This window comes from Herbiconiux sp. A18JL235 (assembly GCF_040939305.1).
Classification (GTDB): Bacteria; Actinomycetota; Actinomycetes; order Actinomycetales; family Microbacteriaceae; genus Herbiconiux.
Map to the genome: position 1 here is coordinate 777152 of NZ_CP162511.1, position 18288 is coordinate 795439.

16 protein-coding genes are annotated in these 18288 nt (G+C 71.2%); 6 read left to right on the forward strand and 10 right to left on the reverse strand.

The annotated features are described in order from the left end of the window. Window positions 1–53: 53 nt before the first annotated feature. From ABFY20_RS03575 to ABFY20_RS03590, 4 genes are all read right to left on the reverse strand, one after another. A complete protein-coding gene (locus tag ABFY20_RS03575; RefSeq protein WP_368498576.1) occupies window positions 54–1595 on the reverse strand; it encodes a GMC family oxidoreductase in 1542 nt (513 codons plus the stop codon). A 7-nt stretch (window positions 1596–1602) separates the two neighbouring features. Further along, window positions 1603–2337 (reverse strand): SDR family NAD(P)-dependent oxidoreductase, encoded by a 735-nt coding sequence (locus ABFY20_RS03580; RefSeq protein ID WP_368498577.1) that lies wholly within the window; start codon window positions 2335–2337, stop codon window positions 1603–1605. Between the two features lie 49 nt (window positions 2338–2386). Then, window positions 2387–3157 (reverse strand): N-acyl homoserine lactonase family protein, encoded by a 771-nt coding sequence (locus tag ABFY20_RS03585; protein WP_368498578.1) that lies wholly within the window; start codon window positions 3155–3157, stop codon window positions 2387–2389. Window positions 3158–3269: 112 nt separating this feature from the next. Continuing rightward, entirely contained in the window at window positions 3270–3665 is a 396-nt protein-coding gene (locus tag ABFY20_RS03590) for a hypothetical protein (protein ID WP_368498579.1), read from the reverse strand. A gap of 174 nt (window positions 3666–3839) precedes the next feature. Between ABFY20_RS03590 and ABFY20_RS03595 the strand changes: the two genes are divergently transcribed. The 5 genes from ABFY20_RS03595 (at window position 3840) to ABFY20_RS03615 (ending at window position 9582) form a co-directional block, all read left to right on the forward strand. Continuing rightward, window positions 3840–4940, forward strand: a complete 1101-nt coding sequence (locus ABFY20_RS03595; protein ID WP_368498580.1) for a BMP family protein — start codon at window positions 3840–3842, stop codon at window positions 4938–4940. Between the two features lie 71 nt (window positions 4941–5011). Further along, window positions 5012–6616, forward strand: coding sequence for an ABC transporter ATP-binding protein (locus ABFY20_RS03600; protein WP_368498581.1), 1605 nt, complete (start codon window positions 5012–5014; stop codon window positions 6614–6616). Beyond that, window positions 6613–7779: an ABC transporter permease gene (locus tag ABFY20_RS03605; protein WP_368498582.1), complete on the forward strand. Its 1167-nt coding sequence runs from the start codon at window positions 6613–6615 to the stop codon at window positions 7777–7779. Before ABFY20_RS03600 ends, ABFY20_RS03605 begins: the two co-directional genes overlap by 4 nt. Further along, the gene (locus tag ABFY20_RS03610; protein ID WP_368498583.1) at window positions 7776–8711 is read left to right on the forward strand and encodes an ABC transporter permease; all 936 of its coding nucleotides are present in this window, start codon (window positions 7776–7778) and stop codon (window positions 8709–8711) included. Before ABFY20_RS03605 ends, ABFY20_RS03610 begins: the two co-directional genes overlap by 4 nt. A 43-nt stretch (window positions 8712–8754) precedes the next feature. Then, window positions 8755–9582, forward strand: coding sequence for an IclR family transcriptional regulator (locus tag ABFY20_RS03615; RefSeq protein WP_368498584.1), 828 nt, complete (start codon window positions 8755–8757; stop codon window positions 9580–9582). A gap of 142 nt (window positions 9583–9724) precedes the next feature. On the opposite strand, the gene ABFY20_RS03620 is transcribed toward ABFY20_RS03615, so the two are convergent. The 4 genes from ABFY20_RS03620 to ABFY20_RS03635 form a co-directional block, all read right to left on the reverse strand. Next, complete coding sequence (locus ABFY20_RS03620; RefSeq protein WP_368498585.1) at window positions 9725–11143, reverse strand: glycosyltransferase family 2 protein; 1419 nt, start codon at window positions 11141–11143, stop codon at window positions 9725–9727. After that, the gene (locus ABFY20_RS03625) at window positions 11140–12303 is read right to left on the reverse strand and encodes a hypothetical protein (RefSeq protein WP_368498586.1); all 1164 of its coding nucleotides are present in this window, start codon (window positions 12301–12303) and stop codon (window positions 11140–11142) included. Before ABFY20_RS03625 ends, ABFY20_RS03620 begins: the two co-directional genes overlap by 4 nt. Next, entirely contained in the window at window positions 12300–13217 is a 918-nt protein-coding gene (locus ABFY20_RS03630) for a WcbI family polysaccharide biosynthesis putative acetyltransferase (protein ID WP_368498587.1), read from the reverse strand. Before ABFY20_RS03630 ends, ABFY20_RS03625 begins: the two co-directional genes overlap by 4 nt. 62 nt (window positions 13218–13279) lie before the next feature. Beyond that, window positions 13280–14962, reverse strand: a complete 1683-nt coding sequence (locus ABFY20_RS03635) for a thiamine pyrophosphate-binding protein (protein ID WP_368498588.1) — start codon at window positions 14960–14962, stop codon at window positions 13280–13282. A 210-nt stretch (window positions 14963–15172) separates the two neighbouring features. Here ABFY20_RS03635 and mftF point away from each other — a divergent pair, with 210 nt between their 5' ends. Continuing rightward, a complete protein-coding gene (gene mftF, locus ABFY20_RS03640; protein WP_368498589.1) occupies window positions 15173–16624 on the forward strand; it encodes a mycofactocin biosynthesis glycosyltransferase MftF in 1452 nt (483 codons plus the stop codon). 38 nt (window positions 16625–16662) lie between these two features. Here mftF and ABFY20_RS03645 read toward each other — a convergent pair whose 3' ends face one another. Both ABFY20_RS03645 and ABFY20_RS03650 read right to left on the reverse strand, forming a co-directional pair. Then, on the reverse strand, window positions 16663–17133 hold the full coding sequence (locus ABFY20_RS03645) for a hypothetical protein (RefSeq protein WP_368498590.1): 471 nt from the start codon (window positions 17131–17133) through the stop codon (window positions 16663–16665). Next, entirely contained in the window at window positions 17106–18281 is a 1176-nt protein-coding gene (locus ABFY20_RS03650) for a zinc-dependent alcohol dehydrogenase (RefSeq protein ID WP_368498591.1), read from the reverse strand. The genes ABFY20_RS03645 and ABFY20_RS03650 overlap by 28 nt, the downstream gene beginning before the upstream one ends. Window positions 18282–18288 lie beyond the last annotated feature (7 nt).

Sequence of the window (18288 nt, forward strand, 5' to 3'; positions counted from 1 at the left end):
CGCTCCGGATGCTCCGGGGCGGCGTTCGTGCGTGACGGCGTGATGCGGAGGGGTCAGCCGGTGTACTCCGCTGCGAACGACTCCGCGATCGCCAGCGTCGCAGCGTGCACCGGGCCCGCCGTGATGGACGGGATGACCGACGCGTCGACCACGTGCAGGTTGTCGAGACCGCGGAAGCGCAGGCCCGGGGTGACGGGGGCCTCGGGGGAGGCGCCCATGCTGAGGGTGCCCACCGGGTGGTGGTGGGTGATCGCCGCGCGGGCGATGAAAGCGTCGGCCTCGGCGTCGCTCCGCACGGCCGCGCCCGGCAGCACCTCGTGGTCGCGCCAGGCGGCGAGGCCCTCGGAGCCGCCCACCAGGCGCGCCCGCTCGAGGGCGAGCCGGAACATCGCGCGGTCGTGCTCGGTGTCGAGGTAGTTCGGGTCGATGATCGGCTCGTCGGCGAGCTCCGGGCCCGAGAGCGCGAGTGAACCGCGGCTGGTCGGGTTGGTCACGCCGAACAGCAGCGTATAACCCGTGCCGGGGGCGACCTCGGCCGCGTCGGCGGCGAGGGCCTCCGAGGCGCTCGGGCCGACCACACAGCCCACGACGACGTCGACGGTTCCCGCGCTCTGCTCGAGGCCGAGGCGCGACTGGTAGGTCATCGACTCCGACAGCTGCAGCCGGGTCGGCGGCACCGGGATGCGCGAGGCGTACAGGTTGCCGGCGCCGAGCAGATGGTCGTGGAGGTTCTTCCCCACCTGAGGGGACTCGAGGAGGGTGGTCACGCCCGCGGCTTCGAGCACCGCGGGGTCTCCGATGCCCGAGCGCATGAGCAGCAGCGGGTCGCCGATCGAGCCTCCGCAGAGGATGACCTCGTCGGCCTCGAGCACCTCGTCGACGCCGTCGCGGGTGACGGCCACCCCCGTGACCCGGCCGCCCGAGACGAGCAGACGGTGAACGTCGACACCCGTGAGGAGGGTGAGGTTCGGGCGGTCGAGCACCGGGTCGAGGTAGACGTCGGAGACCGTGACCCGCTCGCCGTCGCGGATGGTGAGCGAGTTGGGGGTCGCCCCCAGCATCTCGCCGCCGTTGTGGTCGGGGATGCGGGGCACACCGAGCGCCTCCCAGGCTGCGAGGTAGTCCTGCACCAGGGGCGAGGACAGCTCGGGCCCGGGCAGCAGCACCGGGAGCGGGCCGTCGTCGCCGTGCGCCGCGTCGGCGCCGCCCGAGAAGGTCTCCGACCGCTTGAAGGCGGGGAGCAGCGCATCCCACCCCCATCGAGCGTCGCCGGTGAGCTCGACCCAGCGCTCGAAGTCGGCGCGGCAGCCGCGCATGTGCGCCATGGCGTGCACAAGGCTCGAGCCACCCGGCCCCTTGCCGCGGGCCCAGTCGAGCGACCGCCCGGCGAGGCCCCTCTGCGGGATCGTGCGGTAGTCCCAGTCGTAGCTGCGGTGGTGGATGAACGGCCAGAGCTCCGGCCGCCGCATCTCGGGGTCGGTGACACGGTGCCCGGCCTCGAGCACGGTGACGCGCCGGGACGGGTCAGCGCTCAGCCGGCGGGCGACGACGCTGCCGGCAGAGCCCGCGCCGATGATGAGGACGTCGGAACCCATGCCGGCGTCAGTTGCGTGTGTGGCCGGCGTCGACCACAAGGGTCTGACCGGTCACCCAGCTGGCCTTCTCGCTGGCGAGGAAGGCGACCGCGGGCGCGACGTCTTGGGGGAGGCCGCGGCGGTCGAACGCCTGCATGGGCACGACGTAGTCGAAGCCGGCCTGGTGCGGGCCCGACAGCACGCCCTCGCTCGCGATGATGCCGGGGGCCACGGCGTTGATGGTGATGCCGAGCCGGCCGAGCTCGCCGGCGAGCGCGCGCACGAGGCCGATGGAGGCACCCTTGGTCGCCACGTAGTGGGCGCAGTCGGGGGTGCCGGCCACGAAGGTGTTCGAGGCGATGTTGACGATGCGCCCGTAGCCGGCCTTGCCCATCACGGGCGTGACGGCGTGGGTGACGAGATAGAGGCCGTCTAGGTTCACGGACATGACCTTGCGCCACTCCTCGAAGGTGATGTCGGCCCACGGGGTGAGGGGAACCAGCGCGGCGTTGTTGACGAGAACGTCGATGCGGCCGAACTCGGCGACGATCTCGTCGACGACCTCGGCGACGCGATCGGGGTCGCTCACGTCGAGCTTCTTCGCCACGCCGCCGTTGCGGGCGGCGACGGCCTCGGCGCCCTCGAGGTTCACGTCGGCGACGACCACGGTCATCCCCTCGCCGGCGAGCTCGTCGGCGATCGCGGCTCCGATGCCCTGGGCTGCTCCGGTGACGAGTGCCACCCGTCGGGTCTGGTCGGTCATGTGGTGCTCCTTATATATAGCTGTCGATCGGGACTGACGATCGGAGGTGTCAGGCCTGGCCCTCGCCGCCGCCGTAGAAGGCGGGGGCGAGCTTCCAGGTGAGGTACGGCTCGAGCTCGTGCGAGGGGTACACGTCGGCGTTCTTCGTGCGAGCGAGGTAGTTGAGGCGGCGGATCGCCTCGACCGACTTCGTCGGGTCGAGGTGGAAGCCGGCGATCCACTCCTTCTCCAGGGTGGTGCGGGTGTACGCCGCGTCGCCGCAGAACAGCATGTTGCGCTCGTACTCCAGCTCGACGAGCAGCGAGTAGTGACCGATGGTGTGCCCGGGGGTCTCGAACAGCCACACGCCCGGCACGATCTCGTAGTCGCCCGAGATGGGGGTGTACTTCACGCCCTCGTGGTCGAACGAGAGGTCGGAGTAGCCGAGCCGCTCGAAGGGCTCGGGCACCTTGGCGTGCCGCAGCTCCTCCTTGTGCACGAGGGTGGTGGCCTTCGTGAGGTGCTTGTTGCCACCGACGTGGTCGAAGTGGAAGTGCGAGTTCACCACGATGTCGACGTCGTCGGGCGTGAACCCGCATTTCGCCAGCTGGGCCGGGATGGTCTGCTCTTCGGTCTGCTCGGGCAGCTCGAAGGGCAGCACCTTGTTGACGTGGTCGAGGTCGAAACCGGTGTCGAACAGGATGAGGGCATCAGGATGCTCGATGAGCACGCTGTAGACCGGGAACCGCACGGGATTGCCGGCGTTGATGTGCCAGTGCACGTCGGATTCGTCGATGACGAGAGTTCCCCCGTCGAGCAGATACACCTTCGGATCCGTCATCGGATGCTCCGATCTTTATCATCATTCGGTAATTGTCGATCACGTTATGAGAACGCTACGAGCGGTGTCAAGGATGCGCCGCACTGTTCACAGACTCGAAACACGGGCGGTCTCAGTTCCCGGCGTCAACTCCGGGGAAATCTTCGAAGTGAGGCATGCCGGTGTAGTACGCCCAGCGGTAGCAGTGGTCGAGCATGGGCTCCAGCGCGAAGTCACCGACGCAGGTGGCGTCCTGGTAGCGGTCGCCCGAGTCGTCGACGTAGTGGGTACGGCAGAGCACCTTCCAGGACGTCGCGCTCACCGAGGGGTCGTCGATGAGGTGCTCCGACGGCAGCCAGCACTCGGTGCTGGTGATCGTGGCGGGGTCGACGTTCGACGTCGGGCCCGCCACCTCCGCTAGCGTGGCGAGGGCTGCGGCGTCGTCCTCAGACAGCGCCGGGGCGCTCGAGCACCCCGCGAGCGCGAACACGGAGAGGGCGAGAACGGCGATGAAAGGGCGTGATGTCACGGGCAGAACCTCCTGGCGTCATCGTCGACTCCGCGTGTTTCGGACAGGTAACAACTCGATTTCGGGCTTGGCAAGCTCGGATTCTTCTCATATCGTAGCGTCACCCCTGCACAATGTAAGAGGATCCGAAGCAAAGAAGCCGGGGCCCATCATCCTGAGAGGAAGATTCTGGCAATGAACATTCTCACCAGCGGTGGCCGGCGGCGCACAGCGTCGCGACTGGTCGTCGTCACCGTCTCGGGCGCACTCGCGCTCAGCCTCGCCGCCTGCTCGTCGGGTCGTGGCGGCGACACCCCGACCGACGACTCCACCGCGTCGGGCGGAACCGAGGTCACGCAGTTCGCGCTCGTCGCCCCCGAGAACGAGTCGGACTACGGCTACAACCAGGCCGGGATCGAGGCGGCCAACGAGGCGGCCAAGGAGCTCGGCATCGAGGTGACGATCGTTCCCGACGCCGGCTACGACAACATCGAGACCGTGCTCACCCAGGTCGCCGACGGGGGAGCGCAGTTCATCGTCGCGCACGCCTCGGGCTACAACGTGGGCGCCGCGGCCACCGCCGCCGCCAAGAAGGTCCCGATCCTCATCCAGGATGCCGGTGAGGACGAGAACGTGCCCGGCCAGATCGCCGCAGCCAAGCCCGAAGGCCAGGAGGGCGGCTACCTCGCGGGCATTGCCGCGGCCATGTCGACCACCTCGAAGAAGGTCGGCATCGTGGTCTCGGCCGACAACGCGAACTGGTTCGCCATGTCGTCGGGCTTCGCCGAGGGTGTCTACAGCGTCGACCCCAGCATCCAGGTGCTCTACACCTCGGTCGGCCCGGCTGCCTACGCCGACGCCGCCGGTGGCAAGGTCGCCACCGAGCAGATCATCGCCTCGGGCGCCGACGTGGTGTTCGGCATGGGCGACGGAGCCACCCACGGCTACCTGCAGGCCATCGACGCCGCCTCGAACGTGAAGTACATCGCCGACATCGGCGACGTCACCCCCGGCCTCAGCGACCCGTCGAAGCTGCTCACCTCGGTGCGCTGGAACTACGAGCCCGCCTACGTGGAGGCCATCAAAGACGTCGACGCCGGCACCTTCGGCACGAAGACCTACCCGGTCGACGTGGAGAACGGCGGAATGTACCTGCAGGAGACCGACGCCATGACCCCCGAGATCAAGGCCGCTGTCGACAAGGCCTCGCAGGGCATCATCGACGGCTCCATCACGCCGACGATCGCCACCTCGGCCGACGAGGTCGCCGCCGTCATCGCCGCCAAGGGCAACTGACCCGACGCCACGACGGGGCCGGCTGCTCCCGGGGAGCCGGCCCCCCACCCCGCCACACGCAAGGAGCATCCGTGACGACAACGGCCACGAGCGAGGTCATCTCGCTGAGGGGCATCACCAAGGCCTTCCCGGGGGTGATCGCCAACAACGACGTCTCGCTCGACATCGTCGGTGGGCAGGTGCACTGCCTGCTCGGCGAGAACGGAGCCGGCAAGTCGACGCTCATCAGCATCCTCGCCGGCATGCAGCAGCCCGACTCGGGAACGATCTCGATCGGGGGTTCACCGGTCGACATCTCGTCGCCGAAGGTGGCCGTCGACTACGGCATCGGCGTGGTGCACCAGCACTCCACGCTCGTTCCCGCCTTCACAGTGCTCGAGAACCTCATGCTCGGCGAGTCGGGGGCGCTGCAGAACAAGAAGCGCGCCACCGAGCGCCTCGAGGAGCTCGCCGACCTCCTCGGTGTGCGCATCGACCCCGACGCCCTCACCTCCGACCTCGGGCTCGGCCAGCAGCAGCAGGTCGAGATCGCCAAGGCCATGTGGAAGGGCAGCCGGCTGCTCGTGCTCGACGAGCCGACCTCCATGCTCACCCCCCAGGCCATCGAGCACCTCGGCGAGAGCATCGACCGCGTGAAGGCCAACGGTCTGGCCGTCGTGCTCATCACCCACAAGCTGCGTGAGGCCTACGAGATGGGCGACTGCGTCACCATCCTGCGCGGCGGCAGGAACGTCGGCCACATCTCCGAGGCCGAGCTCGCGTCGTACAGCGAGCAGCAGGCGCAGGATGCGATCCTCGCCGCCATGTTCGGCGACGACATGGTCGCGTCGTCGGCGAGCACCGCCGAGCTCGCCGATCTCGCGGGTGCCACGGAAGCCACCCGGGAGACCCGGTCGATCGACTTCTCGGCACGGCCCGTGCGGCTTGAGCTGCGCGGGGTCTCGAGCAAGGGCCTCGGCCGCGACGTCGAGGCCGAAGACGTCTCACTCACCGTGCACGAGGGCGAGATCCTCGGCATCGCCGGTATCGACGGGCACGGGCAGCAGGCGCTCGCCGAGCTCGTCGCCGGGCAGCGGCCCGCGTCGTCGGGCACCGTGCTCTTCGACGGAGCCGACATCACCCGTTCGGGCGTGCGCAGCCGGCAGCAGCAGGGCGTGCGCTACGTCACCGACGACCGCCTCCACGAGGGCACGATCGGCTCCATGTCGGTCGCTCTCAACCTCGTCATCAAGCGCATCGGCCAGGCGCCGTTCTGGAAGGCGGGGCGCATCCAGCCCAAGGCCGTCGACGTGGAGGCCCGCCGTCTCATCGACGAGTACGGCATCCGTACCCCGTCTCCTGCGACCAGGGCGGGAACGCTGTCGGGCGGCAACATCCAGAAGATCCTGCTGGCCCGCGAACTCACGAACGGCGCCCGGCTCGTGGTGGTCAACAAGCCCACCTACGGGCTCGACCTGAAGACGGTGCACCTCGTGCGCGAGCTGCTCATCGACTTCGCGGCGTCGGGCGGCAGCGTGCTGCTGCTCTCCACCGACCTCGACGAGCTCATCGAGCTCTCCCACCGCATCGAGGTCATCTCGCGCGGTCGCCTCGTCGGCGGCGTGGTGAACGACGGGCCGGGTACGGCCGAGAAGGTGGGCCATTACATGACCGGAGCGATCGAGGGCACCGAATGAACACCGAGACATCCGCCGCCCGCCGTTTCGCGGAGGGCTTCATCAGAGCCGTCGTGCCCGTGCTGCTCGCACTCATCGTGTCGGCCTTCGTGATGATGGCCATCGGCGCGAGCCCACTGGAGTTCTTCGCGGGCGTCTGGAAGTACGGCATCACGGGCAACAACTGGCAGCGCAGCCTCGTGCTGATGGCGCCGCTCGTCATCGTCGCAGTGGGGCTCATCGTCGCCTTCCGCGGGCAGCTGTGGAACCTCGGCTACAACGGCCAGTACCTGCTCGGTGCCGTGGTCGCCTCGGGTCTCGGCCCGATCCTGTTCGACGTCATGCCCGCCTTCCTCGCCACCATCGTGGTGTTCATCGTGGCCGTGCTCGCGGGGGCGGTGTGGTCGCTCATCCCGGCCATCCTCAAGGCGCGTTACGGCACGAACGAGATCATCACCTCGCTCGTCATGTCGTTCATCGCCGTGGGAGTGGTGAACCTGCTGATCAAAGGCATCTTCAAAGACCCCGGAGTCACCACCCCGCAGACCGCGGTCATCCCCGACGACGAGCTGCTGCCCTACATTCCGGGCACCCAGATCCACATCGGATTCGTCATCGCGATCGTGCTCGCCGTGGTCGCCCAGTTCGTGCTGAGCCGCACCTCGTTCGGGCTGCGCGTCGACATCTTCGGCGCGAGCCCGAAGGCGGCCCGCCACGTGGGACTCAACTCGACCTGGATGGTCATCCTCCTGTTCGCCCTCTCCAGCGGACTCATCGCCTTCGCGGGGTCGATCGACATCCTCGGCCAGTTCACCTACCAGCGCGCCGACTGGGACCCGAGGTACGGCGACGCCGTCATGCCGCTGGTGTTCCTCGCCCGGTTCCGGCCCGTCGCGGCCATCCCGTTCGTGGCGTTCTACGCCGTGCTCGCGACCGGCGGCACCCTCGCCGCCCAGCAGGCAGGTCTGAACGTCGACTTCCTGCTCGTGATCGTCGGCCTCATCCTGCTGTTCATGACCATCACCGAATACATCGGCGATCGCCGGAAGCTCGGTCAGAGCTACGTGCCCGCCGGGCTGCGGCGCACCGTGCTGAAGCCCTTCCTCGGCTCGTCGGTGGCCTCCTCCTCGGCCGGCACCTCGGCCACCGAGAGCCGCAGCGCATCGGAAAGGACCTCCGTATGAGCGACATGCTCTCGGCCGCCTTCGTCACGGTCTTCATCGCCACCGTCATCGCCCAGGCCATGCCGCTCATGCTCGCGGCGGTCGGTGAGACCATCGGCGAACAGGCGGGTGTGCTCAACCTCGGCATCGAGGGCGTGATGCTCATCGGCGCTTACTCCGCCTTCGTCGCCACCCTGGTTTCGGGCAGCTTCTGGGTGGGAGTGCTCGCGGGAATCGTCGGCGGCATCGTGGGCAACCTCGCCATGCTGGTGCTGAACGTCTGGCTCGGCCTCAACCAGATCGTCATCGGCCTCGCCGTGACGCTCATCGGCGAGGGCATCACGAGCGTGCTGTATCTGCAGAACTACACCAAGTCGCCCGCGAGCCTCGGCACGCCGCCGAAGATCGCCATCCCGGGGCTGTCCGACATCCCCGTGGTGGGGCCGTCGGTGTTCGGGCAGACCGGCATCTTCTGGATCGCCGTCATCGTCGCCCTCGTGCTCGCCTTCGCGATGGCCCGCACGAACTGGGGGCTGTCGACCCGGTCGGCGGGGCAGAAGCCGTCGTCGCTCGACGCCGCCGGCGGAAGCGTCGTGCGCACCCGCTCGATCGCCGTGGTCCTGAGCGGCGCGCTGGTCGGCTTCGGCGGCGCGTACCTGTCGCTCATCACGACAGCGACGTTCAGCCCGATGCTGACCAACGGTCTCGGCTTCATCGCCATCGTGATCACCATGCTGTCGCGGGGGCGCATCCTCGTCGTCATGATCACCTCGCTCGTCTACGGACTCGCCGTGGCGATCGGCCCGGCGCTCCAGGTGATCGGGTTCACGGTGCCCGCCGACATCATCAAGATGCTGCCGTTCATCATCGTCATCCTCATGCTCATCGTCTTCGCCCGCAGTTCGGTGGTGCCGCCCGCCCTGGGCACGCCGTACACTCGCGGTGCTCGATGACGACGGGTGTCGTGCAACCCGCGGGTAGGATCGATCGGAGCCGATGATGAACGCCGCAGAGAACATCGACGAGGCCGACGGGGCTCGTCCTGACGAGACGGCTGCGCCCGCGCCCGCCGAGGCACAGCGCACCAAGGGCGTCGACAGCGCCCGCCGCGCGCTGCAGATCCTGCTCGAGTTCAGCGAGAGCACGCCGGAGCTCACCGTCGACAATGTGCTCGAGAAGCACGACATCTCGGTGCCGAGTGCCTACCGCTACATCTCGCTGCTGCGCGAGCTCGACCTCATCGAGGAGCGCGAGAAAGGGCGGTTCGTGCTCTCGCCCCAGATCTTCAGGCTCGCCAGGGCAGCCGAGACGACCATCGACTTCCGCGGGCAGGTGCAGCCCATCCTCAACCGCATGGCCGAGGAGACGGGTGAGACGGCGCTCTACCTCCGCCGCGTCAACGACTCCGCGGTGTGTCTGGCCATGGCCGAGAGCGACCACCCCATCTCGATCTCGTTCCAGCCCGGCACGCTCATGCCGCTGTACGGCGGTGCCGCCGCCAAGCTGCTGCTCAGCGAACTGCCGCCGCCGAAGCTCGCCCAGTACTTCAACCGGCTCGGGCCGGTGCTCTCGAAGCAGGCCAAGACGAAGCTCGAGCGTGACCTCGAACCGCTGCGCGAGACCGGCTACGCCGAGAGCGCGGGCGAGGTCGACCGAGGCGTCTGGGCCGCGGCGGCGAGCGTGCACACGAACGGCATCACCGTGGGCGCGCTCACCATCGTGGCGCCCGACTACCGGCTCTCCGACGAGCACAAGGCGCAGATCGCCGAGTGCGTGCGCTGGGGCGCGAAGGAGTTCAGGGCGGCGATCGCCGACGAGCACTGAGGGCGCGCGGCGCGTCTTCGCGCCCGCTTCGCGCGCGGCGCCCGGTTCGAAACCGCAAGCATTTCGATGACCGAGCTCCTATACGGCTCGGTCGTCGAAATACGTGCACTTTCGAACCCCCTCCGGCCTTGGGCAGGGGCTGTCAGCCGCCCCAGCCGGCGAGGTGGGCCTCGAGGTCGGGCTCGCGCAGCAGGGGGGTCGCGGCACAGGGGCGCCGGTCGCGCACGTACCCGTGTGCGTCCGGGCGCCGCGCCCGCCGGTGCTCCGCGCGGGCGGCAGCCACCTCGAGCCTGAGCCCGAGCGGGGTGGCGGGGGGTGCGGTGGGGTCGGTGGGGAGGTCGTCGGCCGTCGCGTCGGTGGCGGTGTCGGTGGCGGTGTCGGTGGCAGTGGCGGTGGTCACGAGTTCGCGCCAGCCGAGCGAACCGGTGCCCACCTGCTCGGTCGCGGTCGCGAGTTGCTCGGCGAACGCAGGCCGCTCCGCCCGGGGCACGGTGAAGAGGTGGGAGGCGCGCACCACGACCCGCGCCGTGCTCCGAGCGTTCTCGGCACCGGGCGACCCACGGCCGAGCACTCGCCCGTCGCCCGCCAGCCGCGCGGCGTGCTCGTCGTCGATGAGCACGCGCCCCGCAGGCAGGGCGGCGAGCACGACGTCGGCGCAGACGACGGATGCCGCGGCCGACCCCGACGGAAGCTCCACCACGACGTCGACTGCCGCACTCAGCACGCCGAGGTCGCGCCGCGCCGACACTCCAATGCGGTCGAGCAGCGCCAGCGCCTCGACGTTCTTGCGTTGCACCAGCTCGGTGCGGTCGGCCGAGCGCTCAGCCAGATCGGGCCCCGCGTGCCAGGCGACCGCTTCGGGAACATGGGCGAGCACCGCGCCGAGCCGCCAGGCGCGGTGAGCCCACTCCCAGTCCTCCCCGCCGTAGGCGTCGAAGTCCTCGTCGAAACCGCCGGTGAGCTCGAAGAACCGGCGTGAGCAGGCGAGAACGGCCGAGATGACGAAGCGGTAGGAGCGCTGGTCGGCGTCGAGGAGGTCGCGCGACTGCGCGTACGCGTCGCGCAGCCACTGCGGCTCAGTGAGCTCGGCCCGCGGCCCCGCGATCTCGACGGGCTCGACGCCCGCACTCGCGGTGAAGTCGGCGTGGCGGCGGCGGCCGACCGTCACCACGTCGGAGCACAGGGCGGGAAGCCGGGTGAGCGCCTCGACGTACCCCGGCTCAGGGGAGGTGTCGGCGTCGAGGAAGCAGAGCACCTCGCCTCGCGCGAGCGCCGCGCCGACGTTGCGCGCCGCCGCCACCCGGAACCCGCGGTCGGGTTGCACGACGAGCCGCACGCCCTCGGGCACGGCGGGCGGATGCGCGGAGCCGTCGTCGACGACGATCACCTCGAGGAGGGCGGAGTCGTAGCTCTGCCGCCCGAGCGCGTGGAGTGTGCGCGCCAGCTCGTCGGGCTGCTCGTAGTGCACGACGATCACGGAGACGAGCGGAGCAGGGTCGGCGATCAGCCCGTCGAGCACCGTCCAGTCGTTGGCGGGCACCGCGTGATCGATGCCACTCACCAGTCCACTCCCGCCCAGAACGCGCGGTACCGGGCGGCGACCTCGGCGAGAGTGGGCCCGAGGAGCGAGTCCGGCGCGAGCCAGGTCGTCTCCGGGTAGGCCAGTGCGTGCTCGATCGCCCCGGCCAGCTCACGGGGGTCGACGAGGGTGAGGGAGCCTCGGTGGAGCTCGGCCATCTCCTCCATGTAGGCACTGCGGAGCACCACGGGCCGCCGTCCTGCCGCGAGCCACGAGCCGAGCGATCCCGAGGCCGACACGTGCGCGTGGGCGATGACGGGAACGTCGGTGCCGCGGCACCGGGCGAGCAGCTCGCCGTCGTCGAGATACCCGCTCACCGTGAGCGCGACCCCGGCGTAGCGCGCGTTCCGTCGCAGGTTCTGGAGGTCGTGCTCGTGGCCCTCCGAGGCGCGCCCGAGCGCCTCCACCGAGGGGCGAGGCCACCGCCCGAGCGTGCCGACGGCCCGCAGCACCCGGTCGTGCCCCTTGCCGGGGTAGATGTACCCGAGCACCCCGACCGTCGGCCAGGGCTGACGGCCGTGGCGGCGCCCCGCAACGGTACGGTCGCTCACCGGGCCGCCGACCCCGCCGACCCCGCCGACCCCGCCGAACCGGATCCGATCCTCATCGGAGGTCACCCCCGGGGCGCCGGGGGCGGGGTCGACCGGCAGCGGGATGACGGTGGGGTCGGCCGCCGCCGACACGAACCGCCGGAGCAACGTCACCTCGTGGTCGCTGTTGCACACCACGCCCGCCGCCGCCGACACCACGCGACGGTAGGCCGCAGCGCGGCGGGGCAGTCCGCGGGCCCCGTCGGAGGGCTGCGGCAGGTCGTGCAGGGTCACCGTCACCGAGGAGCGCTCGGCGATCCGCTCGACAGCGGTGGCCGCCCCTGCCGGGTCGTCGCCCCACAGCCGGTCGGTGAAGTGCAGGTGCACCCGGTCTCGGCCCGGGGGGTGCGAGCCTGTTCCCTCGGCCGTGCTGTGCCCGGATCGGCCGGCCAGCGCATCCGCGATCTGCTGGGCGTAGAGGGTGACCCCGTGGCGCGGATCGCGGGTGATATGCAGGTGCGGGTCGCCGACGGGCCGGGCGGTGGGGGCGAGCATGAGCTCCCTCCGCACCGTGCCCGGGATGGCGGAGATGCCGGTCGTGACGGCCGTCATGCGCCGGCCAACGCGCGAAGCGTCGCCTCGTGCCGGGCGAGGCCCGCGGCGACGGCATCGGGATGCTCGGCGTACCAGTCGAGATGCGCCCGCCTCATGCGCTCGAATCCCACCGTCTCGCCGTCGACTGTCCAGTCGGGGCGAGCATCCGCCTCCAGCCCGAAGGCGTCGATGACCGCCTGCTCCCGCGGGGCGTGCACCGAGTCGAGCAGGGGCCGGCCCGGATCGTGGGGCGCTGCTGTGACACCCCAGGCCTCGAGCACACGGGAGGCGAGGGCCGCCCAGACGGGGTTGCCCGGGTGGTTGATGGTGCGCATGAGCCCGAAGCTCGGTGCATCGAAGAGGTCGGATGCGCGCACCGTGCCATGTGCGGCCTCTCGGGCGCGGAGTTCGTCGAGCGACGCCCGTGCGACGGCGTGCACCGCCGCCGGGGTGAGCGGGGGGAGCCGATGACCTGCGGCTTCGAGGAGCACCCCGGCGTCGTGGTACGGAACGAGCGGCGGGGTGAGAGAGGTGTCGGAGGGCGGGCGCACGATGAGCTGCCGGGGATACAGCCCGGCGTAGCGGATGATCGGCACCACGGCCACGCGCGCGCGACCGGCGTTGGCCTGGAGCAGCTGCCGCGTTCCGACGGGGAGACCGCGGTAGTCGTCGCGGACGGGCTGGAGGGCGACGAGGTCGGCGCGGGCGATCCAGGCGTGCAGCTGTCGCGCATCCGTCTCGGTGAGCTCGTGCACAGGGGGCGTGCGCACGGTCAGCAGACCGGCGTCCTGCGGCAGCACGACCCGCAGCGACTCGGCCTGGCAGTTGCCGATCGTGAGCACGACGCGCTCCCCGCCGCCCGCCGCCTGCTCGGGCGAGGAATGGAAGGGGCGCAGGTGCGGCGGAGCGGTCGCCAAGGAGAGGTCGGGCACCTCTTCACTCTGGCTCGAACCGGCGCGTGCCGCATGCCCTGCGTCGCAGGCTCCCGGCGGCTTCACCGCGTCGAGCGGATGATCTCCTCCTGGTGCGGCGACCGCACCTCCGCGCTGATGCGGAGGTCGACGACGAGGAACCTCCGCTCCGCCACCGGCCGCTCCGCCCACGCCCGCACCGCATCGAGGTCGTCGAGGTGGCGCACGACGACACCCTCGCCCCCGAGCGCCTCGCCGATTGCGGCGAAGTCGACCTCGGGGATGCGCATCGGATGCTGGGCGAGCCCCTTCAGCCCGTAGAGGTTCACCTCGGCGCCGTACGCGGCGTCGTTCCACACCACGGCGATGCCGCGGCCGGATGCGGTGCGCACGGCGGTCTCGAAGTCGGCGAGGGCCATGAGTCCGCCGCCGTCGCCGGTGCTGAGCACGATCACGGGCTCGGGCCGGGCGCGGGCGGCGCCGGCCACGCTCGGGAAGCCGAGCCCGATCGACTGGTAGGCGGTGCCCACCATCACCATGCGGTCGGGGGAGGCAACCGGCCAGTACATGTTCGCCCAACCCATGAAGTGCCCGCCGTCGGAGACGACGACCCGGTCGGCCGGAAGCAGCTCGCCGAGCCGCCGCGCCGCCGACCGCGGGTCGAGCCGCCCGTCGTCGGCGAACGCCTCGCCCTCGTGCCGGTCGTGCACCCCGTCGAGCGGAGCGCTCTCGCGCCACGAGCGCCGGCCGGTGCCGCCCGCACCCGCGAGCTCCGCGCGACCCGCGGGCGCCTCGAGCTCGGCCACCAGCGCCTCAGCCACGAGCCGGGCGTCGGCGCGCAGGTACCGCCCGACGTGCGGATGCGTCGCCGACGCCGCGAGGTCGACCTGCGTCACCAGGGCCCCCGGCCCGAACAGCTCCCCGAACCGCATCGTGAAGGCGTTGAGCGACGCCCCGAACACCACGGCCACGTCGGCGCGGGCGATGAGGTGCATCGCCGCCTCCGAGCCGAAACCGCCGGTGACGCCGAGGTCGTAGCGGGCCTCGGGGAACACCCCGCGCCCGAGTGCCGTGGTCGCGGTGAGTGCCCCGGTGAGCGCGGCGAGCCGCCCGAGCGCCTCACCCGCCCCCGCCAGCCACGCGCCGCGGCCCGCCAGCAGCAGCGGCCGCTCGGCCTCGCGCAGCACCCGGGCGAGATCGCGCACTGCGGCCTCGGCGAACGCTCCCGTCGGCGGCACGGGCTCCGGCAGCCGCAGCGCGGGGGCGGGCGGCACCGGCCCCGCCTCGACCGTCGCCACGTCGTAGGGCAGCGCGAGCACCACCGGCAGGCGGTACGAGAGGGCGTGCTCGACGGCGATCGCTGTCGTGGCCGCAGCATCCGTTCGCCCCACCGTGTAGGTGCGCGCGCCCACCGCCGACGCGAGTGCGATCTGGTCGACGTCCCAGTCGCGGGGGCCCGAGGTCGGCTCGTCGCCGACGACCAGGACGAGCGGCGAGCGCGCCTGCACCGCCTCGGCGAGCGCGGTGAGGGTGTTGCTGAACCCCGCGCCGTAGGTGGTGGTGGCCGCCGCCAGGCCTCCTCCGGCACGGTGGTAGGCGTCGGCAGCCGCGACGGCGCCGCTCTCGTGACGCACCGCGGTGTACTCGACGGGGGTGAGGCGGTCGAGGGCGTCGAGCAGGTGGGCGTTGCCGTTGCCCATCACCCCGAACATGTCGGAGACGAAGTGCGAGAGGGTGACGGCGACCTGGGTCGACACGGTGGGCATGGCGGGGCCTTTCGAGACGTGACGGTGCGATTCCGTGTGTGTCTCGCGCGCCGCGCCCGCGCGGCGGTGTCGTGCCCATTTTTCGAGCACAGGCCGGATACACGGCCTGACCCCCTCATCGTAAGCCGCGACGGCGGCGCGCTGCACCCTCGCCGGCTCGATACGATCGAAGACGAGCCCCGCGCCGGCGCGGGCCGGTGGGAGGAGCGCATGGCGACGCGGCAGCGGCTCCCCGACGGCTTCGTCGTGAGGCTCGGCAGAAGGGTTCGGGTCGAAGACGGCGGTCGCACTCTCGTGGGCGGGGCACCGCTCCGGATGCTGCACCTCACGCCCGCGGCGGCCCTGCGCCTCAGCGACCGCGAGCTCGTCGTCTCCGATGCCGCGAGCTCGGTGCTGGCCGACCTGCTGCTCGGCACCGGGGTCGCCGACCCCGTCGTGGAGCGCCTGCCCGCGTCGCAGTTCGGGCTGGACGACGTCACCGCGGTGGTGCCCGTGCGCGACCGTCCCCGTCAGCTCGAGCGGCTCCTCGGCGCGCTGGGCGCGGCATTCGCGGGGCGGGTGATCGTCGTCGACGACGCCTCGATCGACGCCGAGCCGGTGCGACGGGTGGCCGAGGCGCACGGTGCCAGGTTCGAGCCCCTCGCCCGCAATCTCGGGCCGGCCGGTGCCCGCAACCACGGACTCGGGCTCGTGGCGACACCCCTCGTCGTGTTCGTCGACTCCGACGCGGTGATCGAACCGGGCGCCGTCGAGCTCATGCTGAAGCACTTCGCCGACCCCGCGGTCGCCGTCGTCGCGCCGCGCATCGTCGGGCTCGAGGTCGACCGGCCCACGGCGGTCGAGCGTTACGAGGGCGCGCGTGCCTCGCTCGACCTGGGGCGGCTGCCGGCGCTCGTGCGGCCGAGGTCGCGGGTGTCGTGGGTGTCGAGCACGTGCCTCGTGGGCAGGGCCGACGCGCTCGGTGCAGGATTCGGCGAGGGGATGCGCGTCGCCGAAGACGTCGACCTGGTGTGGCGACTCGATGCCGAGGGACATCGCGTGCGCTACGAGCCCGCGGCGGTGGCAGGGCACGAGCTTCGAACGGGGCTGCGCGCCTGGTTCGCACGCAAGGCGTTCTACGGCACGGGCGCGCATCCGCTCGCCCTGCGCCACCCCGAGGAGATCGCGCCCGCGGTGCTGGCGCCGTGGAGCGCGGCGATGCTGCTCGCGCTGCTGGCACAGCGGCGGTGGTCGCTGCCGGTCGCCGGGGTGATCGTGACGGCGACGATCGTGCGGCTGGCGCGCCGGCTGCCGAGGAGCTCGCGACCTGTGGCCTCGGCGGCGCGCCTCGTGGCCGACGGCAGTGCGGCCTCGTTCGTGCAGGCCTCGGCGCTGCTGCTCAGGCACTGGTGGCCGGCGGCGGTCGCCGCCGCGTTGGTCTCGCGGCGGGTGCGACGCGCGCTCGCCGTGGCGGCGGTGGTCGACTCGCTGTTCGAGTGGAGACGCACGCGCGCGAAGCTCGACCCGCTGCGCTTCGCGGTGCTCCGCCGGCTCGACGACGTCGCCTACGGCGCGGGCGTGTGGCTGAGCGCCTGGCGCGGCCGCTCCTTCGCGGCCCTCCGCCCCTCCCTCCGCTCCCGCGTGCGCGCCACCCCCACCGCGCCTTCGCGCACCTCCCGCTGACGCGCCCCGTCCCTCGCGCGACGGGGCGCGTCAGCGGGCTACTCGCGCTGCGCGGGACGGGCCTCGTGGTGGCGGAGGCCGGGGGTGCGGCGGTCTTCCTTCATCTCGGCCTCGAAGAGGTGGCGGCGGCCCTCGACGAGACGGTCGCGAGCCTCGCGCTCGGCCTCGCGGAAGGCCGCGTAGTACCCGTCGTCGTACTCCTCGACGAGCTGGAAGGTCCAGCGCCCTTCGATCACGTTGCGCCCCACGAGCCCGGTCGAGAGCCGCTCGGCGAGCTCGTCGTGGCCGGCCGAGCGGAACAGCTCCACCGCCTCGCCCAACGCGAGATCGGCCATGCCGGTCAGCCGATGGAAGGCGTAGAGCCCCCCTCGTGCCTGCTCCACCACCTCGAGTGCCTCAGACAGCTTGCCGAGCGCCTCGACGGTCGCATCGTCGACGCCGGGCGGCCGCGTGTGGGCCTCGCCCGGTTCGTCCCACGGGTTCACGGCTTCAGAACGACCTTGATGCATCCGTCTTCCTTCTTCTTGAACACGTCGTACATGCGCGCCGCCTCCTCGAGCGGAACGGTGTGGGTGACGAGGTCTTCGACGCCCAGCGGGTCGGCAGGGTCTTCGACGAGGGGGAGCAGCGTGTCGATCCACGACTGCACGTTGCACTGGCCCATGCGCAGCGTGATGCCCTTGTCGAACATGGTCACGAACGGCATCGGGTCGGCGGCGCCGACGTACACGCCGCTCAACGAGACCGTGCCGCCGCGGCGCACCGCGTCGAGCGAGAGCAGCAGCGCGGCCATGCGGTCGACACCCACCGTCTTCGCGGCCTTCTTCGCGAGCGGGTCGGGCAGGAGGCCCGCCGCGAACTGCGCGAAGGCGGCCCCGGGGTTGCCGTGCGCCTCCATGCCGACGGCGTCGACGATGGAGTCGGGGCCGCGCCCGTCGGTGAGCTCGCGCAACCGGTCGAGCACGTCGTCGGTGAGGTCGAGAGTCTCGATGCCGTGGCGCTCGGCCATCTCGCGCCGCTCCGCCACGGGGTCGACCGCGATGACGCGATGGCCGAGGTGGCGACCGATGCGGGCGGCGAACTGCCCGACCGGCCCGAGCCCGATCACGCCGAGCACCCCGCCCTCGGGCAGCTCTGCGTACTGCACGCCCTGCCACGCCGTCGGCAGGATGTCGCTCAGGAACAAGTAGCGCTCATCCGGCAGCTCGCTGCCCACCTTGATCGCGTTGAAGTCGGCGAGGGGCACGCGCAGCCGCTCGGCCTGCCCGCCGGGCACCGAGCCGTACAGCTCGGTGTAGCCGTAGAGCGAGGCGCCCGTGCCGCTCTCGCGGTTCTGCGTGGTCTCGCACTGCGTGGTGAGCCCGCGGCTGCACATGAAGCAGGTGCCGCAGGCGATGACGAAGGGCACGACGATGCGGTCGCCGACCGCGAGGTTCCGCACCTCGGAGCCCACCTCCTCGACGATGCCCATCGGTTCGTGCCCCAACACGTCGCCCTTGGCCAGGAACGGCCCGAGCACGTCGTAGAGGTGCAGGTCGGATCCGCAGATGGCGGTGGAGGTGACGCGGATGACGACGTCGGTCGGCTGCTCGATCACGGGATCGGGGACCTCGTCGACGGCGACCTTCATCGTTGCTTGCCAGGTGAGTGCTCTCATGGTTCCG

What these genes read in the sequence shown, in the direction of transcription:
- ABFY20_RS03575 (WP_368498576.1), bottom strand. Translation starts at nt 1,595, where the DNA reads ATGGGTTCCGACGTCCTCATCATCGGCGCGGGCTCTGCCGGCAGCGTC.
- ABFY20_RS03580 (WP_368498577.1), bottom strand. Translation starts at nt 2,337, where the DNA reads ATGACCGACCAGACCCGACGGGTGGCACTCGTCACCGGAGCAGCCCAG.
- ABFY20_RS03585 (WP_368498578.1), bottom strand. Translation starts at nt 3,157, where the DNA reads ATGACGGATCCGAAGGTGTATCTGCTCGACGGGGGAACTCTCGTCATC.
- ABFY20_RS03595 (WP_368498580.1), top strand. Translation starts at nt 3,840, where the DNA reads ATGAACATTCTCACCAGCGGTGGCCGGCGGCGCACAGCGTCGCGACTG.
- ABFY20_RS03605 (WP_368498582.1), top strand. Translation starts at nt 6,613, where the DNA reads ATGAACACCGAGACATCCGCCGCCCGCCGTTTCGCGGAGGGCTTCATC.
- ABFY20_RS03610 (WP_368498583.1), top strand. Translation starts at nt 7,776, where the DNA reads ATGAGCGACATGCTCTCGGCCGCCTTCGTCACGGTCTTCATCGCCACC.
- ABFY20_RS03615 (WP_368498584.1), top strand. Translation starts at nt 8,755, where the DNA reads ATGATGAACGCCGCAGAGAACATCGACGAGGCCGACGGGGCTCGTCCT.
- ABFY20_RS03625 (WP_368498586.1), bottom strand. Translation starts at nt 12,303, where the DNA reads ATGACGGCCGTCACGACCGGCATCTCCGCCATCCCGGGCACGGTGCGG.
- ABFY20_RS03635 (WP_368498588.1), bottom strand. Translation starts at nt 14,962, where the DNA reads ATGCCCACCGTGTCGACCCAGGTCGCCGTCACCCTCTCGCACTTCGTC.
- mftF (WP_368498589.1), top strand. Translation starts at nt 15,173, where the DNA reads ATGGCGACGCGGCAGCGGCTCCCCGACGGCTTCGTCGTGAGGCTCGGC.
- ABFY20_RS03645 (WP_368498590.1), bottom strand. Translation starts at nt 17,133, where the DNA reads ATGCATCAAGGTCGTTCTGAAGCCGTGAACCCGTGGGACGAACCGGGC.
- ABFY20_RS03650 (WP_368498591.1), bottom strand. Translation starts at nt 18,281, where the DNA reads ATGAGAGCACTCACCTGGCAAGCAACGATGAAGGTCGCCGTCGACGAG.